Genomic DNA, 17966 nt, shown 5'->3' on the forward strand with positions numbered 1-17966 from the left:
TGCTCGTGTTAACCTAACAATTCTTTTAGAATTTGGTTCACTTGCTGCGGGTTAGCACTACCGCGACTGGCTTTCATGACTTGACCGACCAAACCGTTAAAGGCTTTTTCTTTACCGCCGCGATATTCTTCGACCATCGCTTCATTTTTTGCAATGACGTCTTCGACCATGGCTTTGATAGCGCCCGTGTCAGTCTCTTGCTTGAGGCCTTTTTCTTTGATGATTTTGTCTGCTGCGTCATCATCATTGCCACTTTCGCGCTCATATAGCGCACTAAAGACTTTTTTGGCCAATTTGCCAGATAGCGTGTCATCTTTGATACGTTTTAGCATACCAGCCAACTGTTTGGCGCTGATAGGGGAGTGGGTGATGTCTTTATCGTCTTTGTTCAGTGCGCCGAGTAAGTCGCCCATGACCCAGTTGCCAGCCATTTTGGCATCTGCTTGCCCAACTTCTGCGACCACAGCTTCAAAGTAATCAGCAATTTGACGACTACCAGTCAAGATACGAGCGTCATATTCTGACAGACCAAGCGCTTCTTCAAAGCGTGCACGGCGAGCGACAGGTAGCTCTGGCATGGCTGCTTTGATCGCGTCAACGGTATGCTGCTCAATTCGGACAGGTAGCAAGTCAGGATCAGGGAAGTAGCGATAGTCGTTGGCGTCTTCTTTGGTACGCATGGTACGCGTTTCGTCACGCTCTGGATCATATAGCATGGTTGCTTGTACGACTTTGCCGCCATCTTCTAGGATGTCGATTTGACGCTCGATTTCACGATTGATAGCACGTTCGATAAAGCGGAACGAGTTTAGGTTTTTAAGCTCAGTACGTGTACCAAGCTCAGCGCCTGGCTTGCGCACAGAGACGTTGCAGTCACAGCGGAATGAGCCTTCAGCCATTACTGCGTCTGAAATACCTAGCCAAGTGACTAGCTGATGGATGGCTTTGATATAAGCCAGCGCTTCGTGAGCAGAGCGCATGTCTGGCTCAGAGACGATTTCGATTAGTGGCGTGCCCGCACGGTTCAAATCCACACCCGTCATACCATCGACGGCATCATGGACAGATTTACCCGCATCTTCTTCTAAATGTGCGCGGGTAATACCTATACGTTTAGGATATTCGTTCTTCTCGCCTTCGTTGACCACAACATCGATATAGCCTTCACCCACGATAGGGTTGGCCATCTGAGTGATTTGATAGCCTTTAGGCAAGTCAGGGTAAAAGTAGTTTTTACGATCAAATGTATTAAACAGACCCAGCTCAGCATTGACACCGATACCGAATTTTAGCGCGCGATCGACCACGCCAGCATTTAATACTGGCAATACACCAGGTAAGCCTAAATCGACGTTGTTGGCTTGGCTGTTTGGCTCATGACCGAAGTCAGTTGGCGCACTTGAGAATATTTTACTTTCTGTATTCAACTGGCAGTGAATCTCGATACCGATGACCACTTCATAGCCATCGACAAGTAGCTCTTTACGCACGGCGTGCTCGCGGACGGCACTGTTATCAGTAGTAGCTGTACTCATTATACCGTCTCCTTTGCGATGGTAGAGTGTTGTAGATGATGGTCGGTATGCTGCTGGAACAAATGCGCAGTCGTAAGCAATTGACTCTCTTGCCAGTGTTTACCGATTAATTGCAAGCCAATAGGTAGGCCTTCTGTCGTCAAACCTACTGGCTGACTGAGCGCAGGTAGACCCGCTAGGTTGACCGCGATGGTATAAACGTCGCCTAAGTACATGGTCGCAGGGTCGAGGTCTTCTGCCAGCTTATAAGCTGCGGTCGGCGCGGTGGGACTGGCGATGACGTCACAATTGGCAAAAGCATCATCAAAGTCTTTGACAATTAAGCGGCGGATTTTTTGTGCTTTAGTATAGTAAGCATCGAAGTAACCAGCAGATAGCGCATAAGTCCCTGTCAGGATACGGCGCTGTACTTCAGGGCCAAAGCCTTCAGAACGTGAGCGCGTGTATAGATCGATCAGATCCGTTGGGTTTTCACAGCGATAGCCAAAACGTACGCCATCGAAGCGTGATAGATTTGATGACGCTTCGGCAGGTGCTAGCATGTAGTAAGTGGCAAGCGTGATTTCAGGGTCAGTGATGTTTACTTCTACAATCGTTGCGCCCAGCTCTTCGTACTTCTTAAGAGCCGCACGTGCTGCTTGTTCGACTTCGCTATCAAGCCCTGTACTGAAATATTCTTTTGCCACACCAATACGCAAACCGTCAAATGGCTTATCACCAGCCGCAGCCTCTGCATCATTGATGTCTTGTACGTAGTTAGGTATGTCGTATTTGATAGAAGTGGCATCGCGCGGATCGTGCCCAATCATTGGCTGTAGCAAATAAGCACAATCTTTAGCGCTGCGTCCCATGCTACCAGCTTGATCCAAGCTTGAGGCATAGGCAATCATACCAAAGCGTGACACACGGCCATAAGTCGGTTTGATACCGGTTAGGCCACAGAATGAAGCTGGCTGACGAATAGAGCCACCCGTGTCACTACCGGTAGCAACAGGGACAAAACCTGCGGCAACGGCAGCGGCACTACCACCTGATGAGCCACCAGGGACGCGCTCTAGGTTCCAAGGATTGTGTACGGTGCCGTAGTATGAGCTACTGTTGTCTGAGCCCATCGCAAACTCATCCATATTGAGCTTACCTAAGCTAATCATGCCAGCTTTGTCGATGTTAGAGACGATAGTCGCGTCATATGGTGAGACAAAGTTATGCAGCATCTTAGAGCCACAAGTCGTTAATACGCCTTGGGTACAAAAGATATCTTTGTGCGCCATCGGTACGCCAAGTAGTGGACGCTGATCGCCTTGTGCACGCATCTCGTCAGCGGCTTTTGCTTGTGCACGTGCTGTCTCAGAAGTATGCGTGATAAAACTATTGATTTTGCCATCTAGCGCATCGATACGCTTGATGTAATGCTCGGTTAATTCTGCGCTGCTAAATTGTTTGTCTTGCAAGCCAGTAATTAGCTGCTCGGTACTTAATAAATGAAGTTCAGACATAAGGTGTCTTCCGTCAAAATGTGAATAGCATAAAATAAAATAGGATAATGGCAAATGCGTGGTTGTATTATTCAGCCACTATTATTCAATCACCTGAGGTACAAGGTATAAGCCATCTTCAACGGCAGGCGCGACTGACTGATTGCGCTCGCGATTGATATCGTGTTTGGCTACGTCAGCACGTAACTCTTGGCAAGCCTCATGGATATTGGCTAGTGGTTTGATGTCTGTTGTATCAACGTTAGATAAGGTATGCATCAATTTTAATACTTTACTGATATCGGCGGCATAGCTATCGGCCGTGCTTTCATCGACACCCAAGCGTGCAAGGTTGGCAACTTCTAGGATTTCTTCACGGCTGACAGTGTTGTCAGACGTTGCTGATTGCTGAGACATAGTTTCTCCAGTTAAGGACAGTTTTTGTTAGAGTAGGGATAAGGCAAATATATAAGCGCTCAAATGTAATTGGCTATAAAGTTGGCTTATTATAAAGCATCTGACCCAAGTTTACAGAGTATGAGGCTTGATTGATGCACAATATCAATCAACATCCGTATCAATCAGGGCAGAGTGCCGGCATAGCAATACGCAAATACTTGCAAAACTGACCGCATAATTCATGATTGATTTTCAATTGCTTCCCAATTAGGTTCTAAAATACGTTACAGTATGCACCTACTACTAAGCAAAACAATTATGTGCCTGTAGAACCTTGTTAGTTATCACATTAAAAGCAGTTTCATTGAGTTGAATGATAGTCACTACTATTTCAAACTTTGTAACAACTTTTAGCGTCTCAGACAAAAATCCTTGCTTACTGATGCAAATACCTATGTTTTTTTTGAGCTAAATCGGTATAATTTAGCTCAGTTTTTCATTTCATCATTATTGCTTAGGTTTGACTGGTTGCGATGATTTACTTTCGCTCCCGTTAATGTCTAACGACGACCTGCTCAACACTGACGAGTAACACCTCAGTCAATCTCATTCGCCTCATTCGTAAGACGCTGGATATATTAGTCATGAACCTGTTTGGATTTTTATCAAATAATATCGCTATCGACCTCGGTACTGCGAACACCCTTATTTTTATTCCTAATAAAGGCGTCGTACTTGACGAGCCTACGGTGGTCGCATTACGAAGCAATCGTACTCAAAACCCGACCGTCGCTGCTGTGGGTATCGATGCCAAGCAAATGCTGGGTCGTACGCCTGCCAATATCACAGCGATTCGCCCGCTAAAAGACGGTGTGATTGCTGATTTTGAAGTGACGCAAAAAATGCTAAAACACTTCATCACTAAGGTAAAAGCCAAGCGTTTTATGGCACAGCCTAACGTGGTGGTTTGTGTACCATGTAAGTCCACCTTGGTTGAGCGTAAGGCGATTCGTGAGGCAGTATCATCAGCAGGCGCGAGCAAAGTATTATTGCTAGAGGAGCCAATGGCTGCGGCTATCGGTGCTGGCATGCCTGTTCATGAAGCCAGTGGTTCTATGGTCGTCGATATCGGTGGTGGCACCACTGAGATTGCTGTTATCGCGCTATCTGGCTGCGTCTATGCTGAGTCTATCCGTATCGGTGGCGATATGTTTGATGAGGCGATTATTACACATGTGCGCCGTACGCATGGTTGTGTGATCGGTGAGACGACCGCTGAGCGCATCAAAAAAGAAGTTGGCTCTGCATTGAATGAAAATAGCCAGCTAGAAGTAGAGGTTCGTGGTCGTAGTATGGCAGAAGGCGTACCAAAAACCTTTATCGTCAATTCAGAAGAAGTACAAAAAGCATTGACTGACCCACTAAGCGGTATTGTCAGTGCAGTCAAAGTCGCTCTTGAGCAGACACCGCCAGAGTTGTCATCAGACATCGCAGAGCGCGGTATCGTATTGACGGGTGGTGGCGCATTGCTACGCGATTTAGATAAGCTTATCTCACAAGAGACGGGCTTACCAGTGACGGTAGCAGAAGACCCATTAACCTGCGTTAGCCGTGGTGGTGGTATCGCCCTTGATTTCATCAATAACAAAAGCTTGAATATGATTTTTGTCTAAACAGCTTTTGCTCATGAGCATGATTTCCTTGTTAGGATACCTATAATGCCTCATGGTTTATGCATCAATCATTGATGTAGCCGATGCGATGATAAGTAAATAACATTAAAGGTAGCCGACTGCGCTGCCTTTAATTGCATTAATCCATGCTAGAACCCAATATCACCGATAAACATTTATGCTCTAAATAAGTGCTATTGCTCATTTTAGAATTCTTAAATCAGACGACTTATGACTACAAGTATCTTTGCGCGCCAAGCGTTATCACTTCGTAAGACTGCCATTGTATTGATAGCAGCCTTAATACTGATGTGGTTTGATAGCAAAAACTCGGAATGGTTCAATCCAGTACGTAGTACCAGTCATGCTGCCATGCAGCCTATTTATGAGATGTCTTTATTACCGAGCTATGCCAAGCATTGGGCGAGTGGTAGTTTGCAGTCAAAAGAAGCGCTGCGCCGCGAAAACATGCAGCTAAAATCGCAACTCATTCATGCACATGCCAAACTGCAGCAACAAGATTATATCTTGGCACAAAATGCGCGCTTGCAAGGGATTTTATCCACCACAAAACCTGAGCAGTTTGATCTCAACTTAGCTCAAGTCATTGGTACAGATACCAACTTACTCAGACAGATTGTTGTGCTCAATAAAGGCAAGCAAGATGGTGTACAAGTGGGACAAACGGTTATCGATGAAGATGGTATTTTAGGACAGATCATTAACGTCTATCCTAATACGAGCCGTTTGTTATTGATTACAGATGACCAGCAGTCAGTGGCTGTCACTGTCAAACGTACTGGTCAGCGGGCTATTGTGACAGGCCAAGGTATCCCATCTGCACTGAGCTTAAACTATGTCTTTAAGACTTCAGACGTGCGCGTGGGTGATGAGTTGGTATCATCTGGTTTGGGTGGGCGAATTCCAGCGGGCTATCGTGTTGGCCGTATTGCTCACATCAAAGATGGGCAAGCGGATAACTTTAGAAGCATTGAGGTCACGCCAGCTGCAAACTTTATTGACAACGCTTATGTCTTGATATTACAAGACAAAATGCTCACTAAGAGTAAGAGCAGTAGTCAATGAATTCTGATGTCATAACGTTTTAACCAATGATGCCAGCTGCCTTTTTTATCAAAATTTTGCCTATCTTACTATCTCATTATTACCCAATGCATTCTATAACAGCGGTCGCTACACAATCGAAGGTAAATACTCATGTCGTATCCTGATTCTGAGAATTCAACGGCACTGTTGATTGTGGTCATTGTTCTAAGCTTTATCATTGCTTCATCGCTCAATGTCTATCCGTTAAGCCCAAGTATGGCAACATTACGGCCCATGATTATGATCATGGTGCTGATATATTGGCTACTGTTCCAGCCGCGCTATGTGGGTATCTTTACCGCATTTACTATTGGGCTTATTACAGATTTGCTGATGGACACCCATCTAGGACAGCAAGCCTTTGCCGCTGTCGTGGTGGCACTAGTGATCAAAATTACTAGTATCTATGTTAGACAACTAAATACCATCAGCGCATGGTTGATAGCCAGTTTAGGATTAATTGTTTTTCAGCTAAATTTATGGATGCTGCAGATGTTTATCCAAAATACCTTTATCGCAAAATCTGCTTTGTCGCTTATGATGAGTATCATCAGCTGGCCACTTGTCTTACTGGCTCTGCGCAAGTTTGCGCGTTAATGATGTTTATTAACTTATATACAAAATATCTAAAAAATACATACCTCATAAATCTGTAAATGAAGAGAAGAGCGATGGATATCATTTTAGCGTCTGGTTCGCCGCGCCGTCGAGAGCTACTAGCAAGAGCACAGTTAGATTTTAGAGTATTGAGTGTAGATATTGACGAAACGCCGCAAGATGATGAATTACCCAAAGACTATATTGAGCGTATGGTCGCTACCAAAGCCATGGCTGCCATAGAGCAACTAAACGGCACATTAGAAATCGATGAGAACGGTACCAACGAATTAATTATCATTTTGACCTCTGATACCATCGGTGTGTTACCAGATGGCAAGACAGTACTGGTCAAACCGACCGATCGTGAGCATGCTTATAGCATGTGGCAGCAGATGTCAGATAATATCCATGAAGTATGGACTGCCGTACAAGCCACCAAAATACAGCGGCTACCTAAAGGAACAGAACACAATGCATCAAAGCGCACTCAGGCATTTCAAATTATCGACCAGCAGCAAATTACTGAGCGTACAGCAGTAACCTTTATACCATTGACTACAGAGATGATGAGCAATTATTGGGACAGTGGAGAGCCTGCTGATAAAGCGGGTGGCTATGGTATTCAAGGTTTGGGTGCTGCTTGGGTCAGCCGTATCAACGGCAGTTACACCAATGTCGTTGGATTGCCACTGGCGCAAACGCTGGCCTTAATCAAAGACATGACAGAAGGCAGTGAGGATATCGTTGACCCGTTATAATTATATATGCACATAATGACACGGTAGGGCAATGGGCAAGAGCAAGGCGCATTTGTTACACTGTCAATCTAATAGACGATGACCGTCTGATAAGAAAGCTGAGAGATAAGAGAAAAAACTATGTCCGAAGAGCTGCTGATTAATATTAGTCCAATGGAATCCCGTGTTGCGGTTTTAGATAATGGCATCTTGGGTGAGATTTATATTGAGCGACATCACAAACTGGGTTTGGTCGGCAATATTTATCTGGGCACAGTCGTACGTGTCCTTCCAGGCATGCAGGCAGCCTTCGTTGATATCGGTCAATCGCGGACAGCGTTTTTACATGTCAATGATATGCAGCGTGAGCCTCGCCCAGTTGCAGAAGACAAAAGCAAAGCCGCTACAAATGACAAAAAAGATAATAGTGACAATAGCGCCATCTTAGAAACATCCACGGATGGCTTAGCAGTCACGCCACCTGTTGTCAGTGCTCAAAGTACGGAGGTCGTGCCTGTTTCTAAGACCTTGATTCAGCATCGATTACACGAAAGCCAGCGTATCTTGGTACAAGTCACCAAAGACCAATTAGGCAGTAAGGGTGCTCGCTTAACGACCAATATATCGTTGCCATCTCGCTATCTGGTTTATCTACCATCAAGCGATCATATCGGTATATCACAGCGTATTGATGGTGAAGAAGAGCGCACGCGTCTGAAAACTGAGCTTAGTAGCTTAATGCAAACGGTCAATCTAAAAGGTGGACTCATCGCTCGTACTGCCGCCGAGCGTGTTCCTGTAAACAAGCTAGAAGAGGATATTTATTACCTGTTGCAGCTGTGGCGTACCATCTGTGCTCGTCGCCAAGAGATCAATCATCACCAAAGCTCAGAGCTGATTTATCAAGAACTATCGCTACCACTGCGCTCTATTCGTGACTTGGTACATGCTGATACCGAAAAAGTCATCATCGATAATACGCAAGTTTATGAACAAGTCAGATACTTTGCCAAAGAGTTTGTACCGTTCATTTACGATAAAATCGTGCATTATACGGCAGAGCAGTCACTGTTTGACGTGCATCGGGTTGAAGATGATTTACGTGACGCATTGAAACGTCGTGTTGACTTGAAGTCTGGTGGCTATCTGATTATTGACCAAACAGAAGCAATGACGACGATTGATGTTAATACAGGCTCTTTTGTAGGCGGTCGCTCATTAGAAGACACCGTTTATAAGACTAATCTAGAAGCCACACATGCCATCGCACGTCAGCTGCGCCTGCGTAATCTAGGCGGCATTATTATTCTAGATTTTATCGATATGCTAGAGCAGCAGCATAAGGATGATGTACTAGAGAGCTTACAGGCGCAGCTAACCCAAGACTATGCCAAAACCAAAATTACGCAGGTTAGTGAACTTGGCTTAGTGGAGATGACGCGCAAGCGCACGCGTGAATCCTTGGGTCAGCAGCTTTGTGAGCCGTGCTCAACTTGCCAAGGTCGTGGGTTCGTTAAAACCGCAGAGACCGTTTGCTTTGAGATTTTCCGTGAGATCATGCGCTGCGCCCGTACTTATAATTCTCCTAAGAAATTCACAGTAGTGGCTCATGCGGCAGTCATTGATTTATTGCTGACATCAGAGTCAGATACAGTAGCAGATTTAGAGTATCTACTGGGTCGAGTGATTACATTTGACGTAGAAAATCTATATACCCAAGAGCAGTATGACATTGTTTTGGACTGAGATTACTGAGCCTACTGCCAGAGACTTGTTACAAGTATCTTGACCAACAAAACAGTTTTCTGAAAATTGAGGTCTTTAATTACGCTAGATATTGCCCTTGCAATACCTAAAATACTCTGTATAATACACACCACTGAATTATATATGCGCAGCTAACTAAAAAAGCTGACGCTATGACAGCTGGAGCATCGTTTCTAGCACTATTTCATTATGCCTTTGCTGACATCCATTATAGGAGAGTTGGCGGGGCTTTAAACTATTTTGCTTTTGGCACGCTATAAGTTCGGATAAAGAACTCATTCTGGTTAAGAACAGAAGGCCGCTTTAAGTGAATATTTAACCAAACTGCTTTTGATCATAGTCTTGCAAACCAAGAATGACGAAAGCACATATTAGGAGCTTGCTGGCATGGCTAACCAGAGAATCCGTATCCGTCTTAAGTCTTTTGATCATCGTCTGATTGATCAATCTGCACAAGAGATTGTTGATACTGCAAAGCGCACCGGTGCGCAAGTTTGTGGTCCTGTACCGTTGCCGACTCGCATTGAGCGCTTCAACGTTCTAACCTCACCACACGTTAACAAAGACGCGCGTGATCAGTACGAAATCCGTACTCACAAGCGTATGGTTGATATCGTTCAGCCTACTGACAAAACTGTGGATGCGCTAATGAAATTAGATTTAGCGGCGGGTGTTGACGTCCAAATTGCTTTGGGTTAATGCACATTACACACCCAACCCATTAATATAAGATATAAAGAGGTCTAAAATGGCGATCGGTTTAGTCGGTAAAAAATGCGGCATGACCCGTGTCTTCACTGAAACAGGCGCATCTATTCCTGTAACAGTGGTTGAGGTCGATGCAAACCGCATTACTCAAGTAAAAAATACTGATGTAGATGGTTACCAAGCCATCCAAGTCACCACAGGTACCCGTCGTGACAGCCGCGTAACTGCTGCACAAAAAGGTCACTTCGCGAAAGCTGGCGTTAAAGCTGGTCGTGGTGTTTGGGAATTTCGTGTCAACGATAGCGATCTTGAAGGTCGTGAGGTTGGCGGTGAGATTCTAGCTGACTTGTTTGAACAAGGTCAGATGGTTGATGTGACAGGACAAAGCAAAGGTAAAGGCTTCCAAGGTCCAATCAAACGTCACAACTTTAGTATGCAAGATGCTACTCATGGTAACTCAGTGTCTCATCGTGCACATGGTTCAACTGGTCAAAACCAGTCACCAGGTAGAGTATTCAAAGGCAAAAAGATGGCGGGTCAGATGGGTAACAAGCGTGTTACTGTTCAAGGCCTAGAAGTGATTTCGGTTGACGCCGAAAAAGGGTTACTTGTCATCAAGGGTGCTATCCCAGGTGCCACCGGTGGCGATGTTATCGTACGTCCGTCAGTCAAAGCCTAAGCAAGGGGATTAACGTGGATTTAAAAACAGTTACAGGTGCAGCGGTTGAGCTTTCTGATACGGCTTTTGGTCGTGAATTCAATGAAGCATTAGTGCACCAAGTCGTCACCGCTTATCTAGCTGGTGCTCGCCAAGGTACACGCGCTCAAAAAACCCGTGCCGAAGTTTCTGGCGGTGGTATCAAGCCATGGCGCCAAAAAGGTACTGGTCGCGCTCGTGCGGGCTCTATTCGTAGCCCAATCTGGCGTTCAGGTGGTCGTGCATTCGCTGCAAAACCACAAGATTGGTCACAGAAAGTAAACCGCAAAATGTATCGCGGTGCGATGCAGTGCATCCTAGCAGAATTGATTCGTCAAGAGCGTCTGATTTTGGTAGAAGAGTTGAGCGTTTCTGGGCCGAAAACTAAAGAACTGATTGCAAAGCTAAATGAGCTTGATGCACCACGTGCATTGATCGTCACCAAAGAAGTTGACGAAAACTTATACTTAGCTGCTCGCAACATTCCGCACGTCAATGTACTTGGTACAAACGAAGTGGATCCAGTGAGCTTGATCGCATTTGATAAAGTGATCATGTCAGTTGAAGCTGCGAAACAATTTGAGGAAGCACTAGCATGAACAACGCAAGACTTTATCAGGTCTTAAGAGGGCCTGTATTTTCAGAAAAATCTCAAATGCTTGGCGACTCACTTGGTGTGCAGGTATTTAAAGTTGACTCTAACGCTACTAAGCTTGAAGTCAAAAAAGCAGTTGAGTTGATGTTTGAAGGTGTTGAAGTTACTAAAGTAAACACTTTGAATGTTAAAGGTAAGACAAAGCGTTTTGGTAAAAGTATCGGCCGTCGTAACGACTATAAAAAAGCCTATGTTACCTTAAAAGCTGGTCAAGATGTACAAATGGCTGATGCTGGTGAAGACGTCGCAAACACGACTGCTTCTACTAGTGAAACAGCGAATAACGAATAAGGATTACACTCATGCCTATCGTAAGAGCAAAGCCAACATCACCAGGCCGTCGTTTTGTTGAAAAAGTGGTGCATCCACACCTTTATAAAGGTCGTCCTTATGCAGCGCTTCTAGAATCAAAAAGTAAGTCAGGTGGTCGTAACAATAATGGTCGTATTACTACTCGTCACATTGGCGGTGGTCATAAGCAACATTATCGCATTATCGACTTCAAACGTACTAAAGACAATATCCCAGCTGTGGTAGAGCGTATTGAATACGATCCTAACCGTACTGCACATATTGCATTACTTAAGTATGCTGATGGCGAACGTCGTTACATCATCGCTGCTAAAAAACAAGCAGTTGGCGATACAGTAATGTCAGGCGAAACATCTCCAATACGTCCAGGTAACTGCCTACCGCTAAAAAACATTCCATTGGGTACTGTGATTCATAATATCGAACTTAAAATCGGTAAAGGTGCACAGATGGCTCGTTCTGCGGGTGCTAGCGTTCAGTTATTAGGCCGTGACGGTATCTACGCTATTTTACGTCTACGTTCAGGCGAAACTCGCCGTGTACACGTAAATTGCCGTGCTGTTATTGGCGAAGTTTCTAACACTGAAAACAACTTGAAATCACTTGGTAAAGCTGGTGCTTCACGTTGGCGTGGTGTTCGTCCTTCAGTTCGTGGTGTCGCGATGAACCCGGTTGATCACCCACATGGTGGTGGTGAAGGTCGTAACAAAGGTCGCCATCCAACTAGCCCTTGGGGTCAGAAGTCTAAAGGACTTAAAACGCGTCATAATAAGCGTACTGACAACATGATCATCCGCCGCCGCGCCAAGAAGAAATAAAGGAAGAATTTCATGCCTCGTTCATTGAAAAAAGGTCCATTCATAGACGCGCACTTATTTGCTAAAGTTGAGAATGCATTAGACACCAACTCACGCAAGCCAATTAAAACTTGGTCGCGCCGCTCGATGATCCTACCACAAATGGTTGGCCTGACTTTATCTGTCCACAACGGCCGTACTCACGTACCGGTTATCGTCAGTGAGCAGATGGTTGGTCATAAACTAGGTGAATTTGCCCCGACTCGTACGTATCGTGGTCATGGCATTGACAAAAAAGCTAAGAGATAAGGTGCTTACCATGGAAGTAACTGCAAAATTACGCGGTGCCGCCATATCGGCACAAAAAGTTAGACTCGTTGCTGATGAAGTTCGTGGCAAATCTATTGAGCGTGCTTTGGATATCCTAACGTATAGCAATAAAAAAGGCGCTATCTTTGTTAAGAAATGTCTTAACTCAGCCATCGCCAATGCCGAACATAATCACGGCCTAGATATTGACGACCTAAAAGTCGCTACTATCTATGTTGATGAAGGCATTACGCTAAAACGTATCCTACCACGTGCCAAAGGTCGCGCTGATCGTATCAGCAAGCGTACTTGTCACATCACTATAAAGGTAGGAGAATAAGTTATGGGTCAAAAAGTACATCCAATCGGAATTCGTCTTGGTGTTGTAAAAAAGCATAACGCAAACTGGTATGCTGATCCTAAACAATACTCAGAATACCTAATCAACGATATCCAAGTCCGTGAATATCTACGTAAAAAGCTAGATAATGCAATGATTAGCAACATCATGATCGAGCGTCCTACTGGCGCTGCTAAGATTACCATCGCCACTGCGCGCCCTGGTATCGTTATCGGTAAGAAAGGCGAAGATATCGAAAGACTTCAAAAAGAATTGACCAAAATTATGGGCGTACCTGCTCAGGTCAACATTGAAGAAATCACGTCACCTGATCTTGATGCACGTTTGGTAGCAGAGGGTATCGCAAGCCAGCTTGAGCGTCGTGTTATGTTCCGCCGTGCGATGAAACGCGCTGTACAGAACAGCATGCGTTCTGGTGCTAAAGGTATTAAAGTTGAGCTGTCTGGTCGTCTTGGCGGTGCTGAGATTGCTCGTAGCGAATGGTATCGTGAAGGCCGTGTGCCCTTGCATACACTTCGTGCTGATATTGACTATGCGTCAATTCGTGCAGAGACAACTTACGGCACCATCGGTGTTAAAGTTTGGATTTTCCGCGGAGAGATCCTTGACGGTATGAACAGTGTTTATAATCCCGTCAAAGAAGAGCAGACTCGTGCGCCAAAACGCCGTGGTCGCGGAAACGGAAACCGTCGAAACTCAGACAGAGGTTAAACTATGTTACAGCCAAAACGTACCAAGTTTCGTAAAATGCATAAAGGTCGTAACACTGGGCTAGCTCATCGTGGAAGCACTGTTGCATTCGGACAAATTGGTCTAAAATCATTGACGCGTGGTCGTATGACAGCCCGTCAAATCGAAGCAGCACGTCGTACCATCACTCGTAAAATCAAGCGTGGCGGTAAGATTTGGATTCGTGTATTCCCAGACAAGCCTATTACCAACAAACCATTAGAAGTACGTATGGGTAAAGGTAAAGGTCCAGTTGAGTACTGGGTATGCGAAATCAAGCCTGGTAAAGTGCTATATGAAATTGAAGGGGTATCTGAAGAGCTTGCTCGCGATGCATTAACGCTTGCTGCAGCAAAACTGCCCTTTAAAACTACCATTGTTAAGCGGACGATAATGTAATGAAGATCAGTGAATTACGTGATAAATCATTAGAAGAACTGACCCAGTTACTTGATGAAAAGCAGCTTGATGCTTTCCGTATTCGTATGGCTAAAGCAACTGGTCAGTTGGGTAATACCCATGAAGTCAGAGCAAATCGTCGTACGATTGCTCAGCTTCAGACTTTGATTAACGAGAAACAACGAGGCGACTCATGAGCGATAACAATCAAACAGCTACCAATGCTAGCGTATTGACAGGACGAGTTGTCAGCGACAAGATGGACAAGTCCATCACAGTTTTGATTGAGCGTCTGGTTCGTCATCCTTTGTATGGCAAACAGCTTCGTCGTTCTACTAAAATCAAAGCACATGATGAGAACAATGTTTGTCAACAAGGCGACCTTGTCCGTATCAAAGAAACGCGTCCAATCTCAAAAACTAAGTCTTGGACTTTAGTTGATGTGGTTGAAAAAGTAGAAAAAATCTAAGTAAATTGCATTAAAAGCCAGAAGCTGTTAAAATAGCCGCCTTTTTAAGGATGCTGATTGCGCCCGTCGCATATCACTCACATTAAGAGTAAGCTGCGGTTATTTATATTAAAATGCCGCCTTGCTCATTCTGTGCTAGCGGCAGCAACTGGTTTTTATTGCTCATACGTGTGGAGTAACGCTATGATTCAGGTTGAGTCAATGCTGGAAGTTGCAGACAATAGCGGTGCAAGGCGAGTTCAGTGCATTAAAGTACTGGGTGGTTCTCATCGTCGTTATGCATCAGTTGGCGACATTATTAAAGTAACGGTTAAAGAAGCCATTCCTCGTGGTCGTGTCAAAAAAGGCGACGTGATGAATGCAGTAGTTGTACGCACCAAAAAAGGCGTTCGTCGTCCAGATGGTTCTGTGTTACGTTTTGATGACAATGCTGCGGTATTGTTGAACCAAAACAAAGCGCCGATTGCAACTCGTATTTTTGGACCGGTAACTCGTGAACTACGTGGTGATCAGTTTATGAAGATTGTATCACTAGCACCAGAAGTATTGTGAGGTAATCCATGTCAAAATTACGTAAAGGCGATACAGTTATCGTGATTGCTGGGAAAGACAAAGGCAAGCAAGGTACTGTACAAGCTGTAAAAAACGATCGTATTAAAGTTGAAGGCGTTAATATTGTTACTAAACATCAGAAGCCAAATCAGGCGACTGGCGTTGAAGGTGGCATTCTTAAGCAAGAAGCTTTTATGCATATCTCAAATGTCGCAATCTTAAATGCGCAAACCCAAAAAGCAGACCGTATTACTTATCAGTTTGGCGAAGATGGCAAGAAACAACGCGTCTATCGTTCAAACGGTGAAGTAGTGGCGACTGCGTAAGACACTAAGGGTGTAATGGTAATGGCAAGATTAAAATCTTTATATAACGATAAATTAAAGCAGCAAATCAAAGAAGATCTTGGTTTGGACAATGTGATGCAAGTGCCTAAAATCACTAAAATCACACTTAACATGGGTGTAGGCGGCGCGTCTCAAGACAAGAAATTGCTTGAAGGTGCTGTAGCTGACATGACCGCGATTGCTGGTCAAAAACCTGTTGTCACCAAAGCGCGTAAATCAGTTGCTGGCTTTAAGATTCGTGAAGAATGGCCAATTGGCTGTAAAGTAACGCTACGCGGTGAGCAAATGTACGAATTTTTAGATCGTCTCGTTGCCATTGCAATTCCTCGTATTCGTGATTTCCGCGGTTTTTCACCTAAAGCCTTTGACGGACGTGGTAACTACTCATTGGGTATCAAAGAACAGATCGTATTCCCAGAAGTAGATTTTGACAAGATTGACCGTATCCGTGGTATGGATGTGACAATCACCACGTCAGCTCAATCTGATGAAGAAGGTCGTGCGTTGCTTAAAGCATTCGGCTTCCCATTTAAATAAGGTAAAGACGTTATGGCAAAGAAGAGCATGATTAACCGCGAATTAAAGCGCGAAAAAATGGTTGCTAAATATGCTGAAAAGCGTATCAAGCTAAAAGAAACTATCAGTGATATCAACGCATCAGACGAAGAGCGTATGGACGCGATGTTAGAGCTACAAGCTCTTCCACGCAACTCATCACCAGTACGTCTGCGTAATCGTTGTGCTATCACCGGTCGTCCTCACGGTTACTTCCGCAAGTTTGGCTTATCACGCAATATGCTGCGTGAGCGTGTCATGCAAGGCGATGTGCCTGGTGTTCGTAAAGCAAGCTGGTAAGGAGTAACTATATGAGTATGCAAGATACCGTTGGGGATATGCTAACCCGTATCCGTAACGCACAAATGGCTAACAAAGTATCGGTAGCAATGCCGAGCTCTAAATTACGTAAATCAATTGCTGATTTGCTAGTTAGCGAAGGTTATGTGGCGAGCGCTGTTGTTACTGAAGAAGAAAACAACAAAGCAACCCTTACTATTGAATTGAAATACTTCGAAGGCCGTGCGGTTATCGAAACTATTCAACGTTATAGCCGCCCTGGTCTACGCCAGTTCCGCGGTAAAGACGAAATCCCTACTGTTAAGCAAGGTATGGGTGTTGCTATCGTATCTACAAGCCAAGGTATCATGAGCGATCGTGCTGCACGCGCTGCTGGTATCGGTGGTGAAATCGTTGCATTTGTAGCGTAAGCTATACGACGATGAAGTCTATTTGATGGTGGTTAGGCTTCTATCGATTGAGTAATGTTTAATTATTTCAAATTGATAGGTGTCTAACACAGTCAACTATGCTAAACTAACACGCTTTTTAGCCTGTTAGTTTTTTCGCTAATAAAAGCAAGTTAAATTTTTTAAGGAATATTCCTATGTCTCGTGTGGCTAAAGCCCCAGTAACGCTGCCAAATGGCGTAAGCGTTACTTTGAACGATCGGCAGGTCGAAGTTAAAGGCAAGAACGGTACTATGTCTTTACACCTGCATGAATTGGTCGAGCTGAAACAGGAAGATGATGCTATCATTTTCTCACCTGCAGTCGATTCAAAAGAAGCTATGATGCACACTGGCACCATGCGCGCTCTTGTTAACAACTATGTTACTGGCGTAAATGAAGGCTTTGAAAAGCGTCTTCAATTGATTGGTGTTGGTTATCGCGCACAAGTTGCTGGTAACAAAGTAACCTTGAACGTTGGCTACTCTCATCCAGTAGAGTACACGCTACCTGAAGGTGTATCGGCTGAAACCCCAACGCAAACTGAAATTGTTTTGAAATCAAACAATAAACAGCAGCTTGGTCAAGCAGCGGCTAATATCCGTGGTTTCCGTCCACCTGAGCCTTATAAAGGTAAAGGTATTCGTTATAGTGACGAGCATGTGATTCGCAAAGAAGCTAAGAAAAAATAAGGTGAGTTGAAATGTTTGATAAAAAAGCAGCTCGTCTGCGTCGAGCTAAGAAAACACGTGCACATATCCGTCATCTAGGCGTTCATCGCTTAACGGTTAACCGCACGTCAAAACATATTTATGCCCAGATTATCTCTCCAAATGGTGGTGAAGTGATTGCTCAGGCATCTACCTTAGACAGCAGCTTGCGTTCAGGCGCGACTGGTAACGCTGATTCAGCAACGTCTGTAGGTCAAATGATCGCAGAACGTGCAAAAGCAGCTGGCATTACTAAAGTTGCCTTTGACCGTAGTGGTTTCAAATATCATGGTCGAGTTAAAGCTTTAGCAGAAGCTGCTCGCGAAAACGGATTGGAGTTTTAAT

26 protein-coding genes are annotated in these 17966 nt (G+C 44.6%); 23 read left to right on the plus strand and 3 right to left on the minus strand.

Features of this window, described 5'->3' with window-relative positions; all coding sequences use genetic code 11:
- Positions 1-8: 8 nt before the first annotated feature.
- From gatB to gatC, 3 genes are all read right to left on the minus strand, one after another.
- On the minus strand, positions 9-1535 hold the full coding sequence (gene gatB / locus CUR83_RS03540) for an Asp-tRNA(Asn)/Glu-tRNA(Gln) amidotransferase subunit GatB (protein ID WP_284719101.1): 1527 nt from the start codon (positions 1533-1535) through the stop codon (positions 9-11).
- Positions 1535-3031, minus strand: a complete 1497-nt coding sequence (gene gatA / locus CUR83_RS03545; RefSeq protein ID WP_284719102.1) for an Asp-tRNA(Asn)/Glu-tRNA(Gln) amidotransferase subunit GatA — start codon at positions 3029-3031, stop codon at positions 1535-1537. The genes gatB and gatA overlap by 1 nt, the downstream gene beginning before the upstream one ends.
- An 81-nt stretch (positions 3032-3112) precedes the next feature.
- A complete protein-coding gene (gene gatC / locus CUR83_RS03550; RefSeq protein ID WP_071003135.1) occupies positions 3113-3427 on the minus strand; it encodes an Asp-tRNA(Asn)/Glu-tRNA(Gln) amidotransferase subunit GatC in 315 nt (104 codons plus the stop codon).
- A gap of 617 nt (positions 3428-4044) precedes the next feature.
- Between gatC and CUR83_RS03555 the strand changes: the two genes are divergently transcribed.
- From CUR83_RS03555 to rplR, 23 genes are all read left to right on the plus strand, one after another.
- Positions 4045-5082 carry a rod shape-determining protein gene (locus CUR83_RS03555; protein WP_071003137.1) on the plus strand — a complete coding sequence of 346 codons (1038 nt, stop codon included), beginning with the start codon at positions 4045-4047 and terminating at the stop codon, positions 5080-5082.
- A gap of 231 nt (positions 5083-5313) precedes the next feature.
- Entirely contained in the window at positions 5314-6168 is an 855-nt protein-coding gene (gene mreC, locus CUR83_RS03560) for a rod shape-determining protein MreC (RefSeq protein ID WP_284719103.1), read from the plus strand.
- Between the two features lie 132 nt (positions 6169-6300).
- On the plus strand, positions 6301-6786 hold the full coding sequence (mreD, locus tag CUR83_RS03565) for a rod shape-determining protein MreD (protein ID WP_071003141.1): 486 nt from the start codon (positions 6301-6303) through the stop codon (positions 6784-6786).
- A 74-nt stretch (positions 6787-6860) separates the two neighbouring features.
- Entirely contained in the window at positions 6861-7547 is a 687-nt protein-coding gene (locus CUR83_RS03570) for a Maf family protein (protein ID WP_071003143.1), read from the plus strand.
- A gap of 120 nt (positions 7548-7667) precedes the next feature.
- Entirely contained in the window at positions 7668-9272 is a 1605-nt protein-coding gene (locus CUR83_RS03575; protein ID WP_071003145.1) for an Rne/Rng family ribonuclease, read from the plus strand.
- Between the two features lie 408 nt (positions 9273-9680).
- Positions 9681-9992 (plus strand): 30S ribosomal protein S10, encoded by a 312-nt coding sequence (gene rpsJ, locus CUR83_RS03580; protein WP_010196670.1) that lies wholly within the window; start codon positions 9681-9683, stop codon positions 9990-9992.
- 49 nt (positions 9993-10041) lie between these two features.
- On the plus strand, positions 10042-10680 hold the full coding sequence (rplC, locus tag CUR83_RS03585; RefSeq protein ID WP_071003147.1) for a 50S ribosomal protein L3: 639 nt from the start codon (positions 10042-10044) through the stop codon (positions 10678-10680).
- 14 nt (positions 10681-10694) lie between these two features.
- A complete protein-coding gene (gene rplD, locus CUR83_RS03590) occupies positions 10695-11297 on the plus strand; it encodes a 50S ribosomal protein L4 (RefSeq protein WP_058025577.1) in 603 nt (200 codons plus the stop codon).
- Positions 11294-11644: a 50S ribosomal protein L23 gene (gene rplW / locus CUR83_RS03595; RefSeq protein ID WP_058025576.1), complete on the plus strand. Its 351-nt coding sequence runs from the start codon at positions 11294-11296 to the stop codon at positions 11642-11644. Before rplD ends, rplW begins: the two co-directional genes overlap by 4 nt.
- 11 nt (positions 11645-11655) lie before the next feature.
- Positions 11656-12483: a 50S ribosomal protein L2 gene (rplB, locus tag CUR83_RS03600; protein ID WP_058025575.1), complete on the plus strand. Its 828-nt coding sequence runs from the start codon at positions 11656-11658 to the stop codon at positions 12481-12483.
- A 12-nt stretch (positions 12484-12495) separates the two neighbouring features.
- Positions 12496-12771 (plus strand): 30S ribosomal protein S19, encoded by a 276-nt coding sequence (gene rpsS, locus CUR83_RS03605; protein WP_010196682.1) that lies wholly within the window; start codon positions 12496-12498, stop codon positions 12769-12771.
- A gap of 10 nt (positions 12772-12781) precedes the next feature.
- The gene (gene rplV, locus CUR83_RS03610; RefSeq protein ID WP_058025574.1) at positions 12782-13111 is read left to right on the plus strand and encodes a 50S ribosomal protein L22; all 330 of its coding nucleotides are present in this window, start codon (positions 12782-12784) and stop codon (positions 13109-13111) included.
- Between the two features lie 3 nt (positions 13112-13114).
- Positions 13115-13843: a 30S ribosomal protein S3 gene (gene rpsC, locus CUR83_RS03615; RefSeq protein ID WP_058025573.1), complete on the plus strand. Its 729-nt coding sequence runs from the start codon at positions 13115-13117 to the stop codon at positions 13841-13843.
- Positions 13844-13846: 3 nt separating this feature from the next.
- Positions 13847-14260 carry a 50S ribosomal protein L16 gene (rplP, locus tag CUR83_RS03620; RefSeq protein ID WP_025644399.1) on the plus strand — a complete coding sequence of 138 codons (414 nt, stop codon included), beginning with the start codon at positions 13847-13849 and terminating at the stop codon, positions 14258-14260.
- Entirely contained in the window at positions 14260-14457 is a 198-nt protein-coding gene (rpmC, locus tag CUR83_RS03625) for a 50S ribosomal protein L29 (protein ID WP_025644397.1), read from the plus strand. The genes rplP and rpmC overlap by 1 nt, the downstream gene beginning before the upstream one ends.
- The gene (gene rpsQ / locus CUR83_RS03630; protein WP_021813375.1) at positions 14454-14729 is read left to right on the plus strand and encodes a 30S ribosomal protein S17; all 276 of its coding nucleotides are present in this window, start codon (positions 14454-14456) and stop codon (positions 14727-14729) included. Before rpmC ends, rpsQ begins: the two co-directional genes overlap by 4 nt.
- Before the next feature lie 183 nt (positions 14730-14912).
- The gene (gene rplN / locus CUR83_RS03635) at positions 14913-15281 is read left to right on the plus strand and encodes a 50S ribosomal protein L14 (RefSeq protein ID WP_010196702.1); all 369 of its coding nucleotides are present in this window, start codon (positions 14913-14915) and stop codon (positions 15279-15281) included.
- A gap of 8 nt (positions 15282-15289) precedes the next feature.
- A complete protein-coding gene (gene rplX, locus CUR83_RS03640; protein WP_058025572.1) occupies positions 15290-15607 on the plus strand; it encodes a 50S ribosomal protein L24 in 318 nt (105 codons plus the stop codon).
- A 21-nt stretch (positions 15608-15628) separates the two neighbouring features.
- Positions 15629-16165: a 50S ribosomal protein L5 gene (gene rplE / locus CUR83_RS03645; protein ID WP_057758706.1), complete on the plus strand. Its 537-nt coding sequence runs from the start codon at positions 15629-15631 to the stop codon at positions 16163-16165.
- 12 nt (positions 16166-16177) lie between these two features.
- Positions 16178-16483 (plus strand): 30S ribosomal protein S14, encoded by a 306-nt coding sequence (gene rpsN / locus CUR83_RS03650; protein ID WP_058025571.1) that lies wholly within the window; start codon positions 16178-16180, stop codon positions 16481-16483.
- Positions 16484-16494: 11 nt separating this feature from the next.
- A complete protein-coding gene (gene rpsH / locus CUR83_RS03655) occupies positions 16495-16893 on the plus strand; it encodes a 30S ribosomal protein S8 (protein WP_058025570.1) in 399 nt (132 codons plus the stop codon).
- A 176-nt stretch (positions 16894-17069) separates the two neighbouring features.
- Positions 17070-17603 (plus strand): 50S ribosomal protein L6, encoded by a 534-nt coding sequence (gene rplF / locus CUR83_RS03660; RefSeq protein WP_058025569.1) that lies wholly within the window; start codon positions 17070-17072, stop codon positions 17601-17603.
- An 11-nt stretch (positions 17604-17614) separates the two neighbouring features.
- Positions 17615-17965: a 50S ribosomal protein L18 gene (rplR, locus tag CUR83_RS03665; protein WP_058025568.1), complete on the plus strand. Its 351-nt coding sequence runs from the start codon at positions 17615-17617 to the stop codon at positions 17963-17965.
- Position 17966: the final 1 nt, after the last annotated feature.

Source organism: Psychrobacter pocilloporae, assembly GCF_029872915.1.
GTDB classification, from domain to species: Bacteria; Pseudomonadota; Gammaproteobacteria; order Pseudomonadales; family Moraxellaceae; genus Psychrobacter; species Psychrobacter pacificensis.

Coding starts and splice junctions, on each gene's coding strand:
- CUR83_RS03575 (WP_071003145.1), top strand. CDS start 7,668: ATGTCCGAAGAGCTGCTGATTAATATTAGTCCAATGGAATCCCGTGTT.
- CUR83_RS03570 (WP_071003143.1), top strand. CDS start 6,861: ATGGATATCATTTTAGCGTCTGGTTCGCCGCGCCGTCGAGAGCTACTA.
- rplC (WP_071003147.1), top strand. CDS start 10,042: ATGGCGATCGGTTTAGTCGGTAAAAAATGCGGCATGACCCGTGTCTTC.
- rpsJ (WP_010196670.1), top strand. CDS start 9,681: ATGGCTAACCAGAGAATCCGTATCCGTCTTAAGTCTTTTGATCATCGT.
- rplX (WP_058025572.1), top strand. CDS start 15,290: ATGTCAAAATTACGTAAAGGCGATACAGTTATCGTGATTGCTGGGAAA.
- rplB (WP_058025575.1), top strand. CDS start 11,656: ATGCCTATCGTAAGAGCAAAGCCAACATCACCAGGCCGTCGTTTTGTT.
- mreC (WP_284719103.1), top strand. CDS start 5,314: ATGACTACAAGTATCTTTGCGCGCCAAGCGTTATCACTTCGTAAGACT.
- rplN (WP_010196702.1), top strand. CDS start 14,913: ATGATTCAGGTTGAGTCAATGCTGGAAGTTGCAGACAATAGCGGTGCA.
- rplV (WP_058025574.1), top strand. CDS start 12,782: ATGGAAGTAACTGCAAAATTACGCGGTGCCGCCATATCGGCACAAAAA.
- gatB (WP_284719101.1), bottom strand. CDS start 1,535: ATGAGTACAGCTACTACTGATAACAGTGCCGTCCGCGAGCACGCCGTG.
- rpsQ (WP_021813375.1), top strand. CDS start 14,454: ATGAGCGATAACAATCAAACAGCTACCAATGCTAGCGTATTGACAGGA.
- rpsC (WP_058025573.1), top strand. CDS start 13,115: ATGGGTCAAAAAGTACATCCAATCGGAATTCGTCTTGGTGTTGTAAAA.
- rplE (WP_057758706.1), top strand. CDS start 15,629: ATGGCAAGATTAAAATCTTTATATAACGATAAATTAAAGCAGCAAATC.
- rpsN (WP_058025571.1), top strand. CDS start 16,178: ATGGCAAAGAAGAGCATGATTAACCGCGAATTAAAGCGCGAAAAAATG.
- rplW (WP_058025576.1), top strand. CDS start 11,294: ATGAACAACGCAAGACTTTATCAGGTCTTAAGAGGGCCTGTATTTTCA.
- rplP (WP_025644399.1), top strand. CDS start 13,847: ATGTTACAGCCAAAACGTACCAAGTTTCGTAAAATGCATAAAGGTCGT.
- rplR (WP_058025568.1), top strand. CDS start 17,615: ATGTTTGATAAAAAAGCAGCTCGTCTGCGTCGAGCTAAGAAAACACGT.
- rpsS (WP_010196682.1), top strand. CDS start 12,496: ATGCCTCGTTCATTGAAAAAAGGTCCATTCATAGACGCGCACTTATTT.
- gatC (WP_071003135.1), bottom strand. CDS start 3,427: ATGTCTCAGCAATCAGCAACGTCTGACAACACTGTCAGCCGTGAAGAA.
- rpmC (WP_025644397.1), top strand. CDS start 14,260: ATGAAGATCAGTGAATTACGTGATAAATCATTAGAAGAACTGACCCAG.
- mreD (WP_071003141.1), top strand. CDS start 6,301: ATGTCGTATCCTGATTCTGAGAATTCAACGGCACTGTTGATTGTGGTC.
- gatA (WP_284719102.1), bottom strand. CDS start 3,031: ATGTCTGAACTTCATTTATTAAGTACCGAGCAGCTAATTACTGGCTTG.
- rpsH (WP_058025570.1), top strand. CDS start 16,495: ATGAGTATGCAAGATACCGTTGGGGATATGCTAACCCGTATCCGTAAC.
- rplF (WP_058025569.1), top strand. CDS start 17,070: ATGTCTCGTGTGGCTAAAGCCCCAGTAACGCTGCCAAATGGCGTAAGC.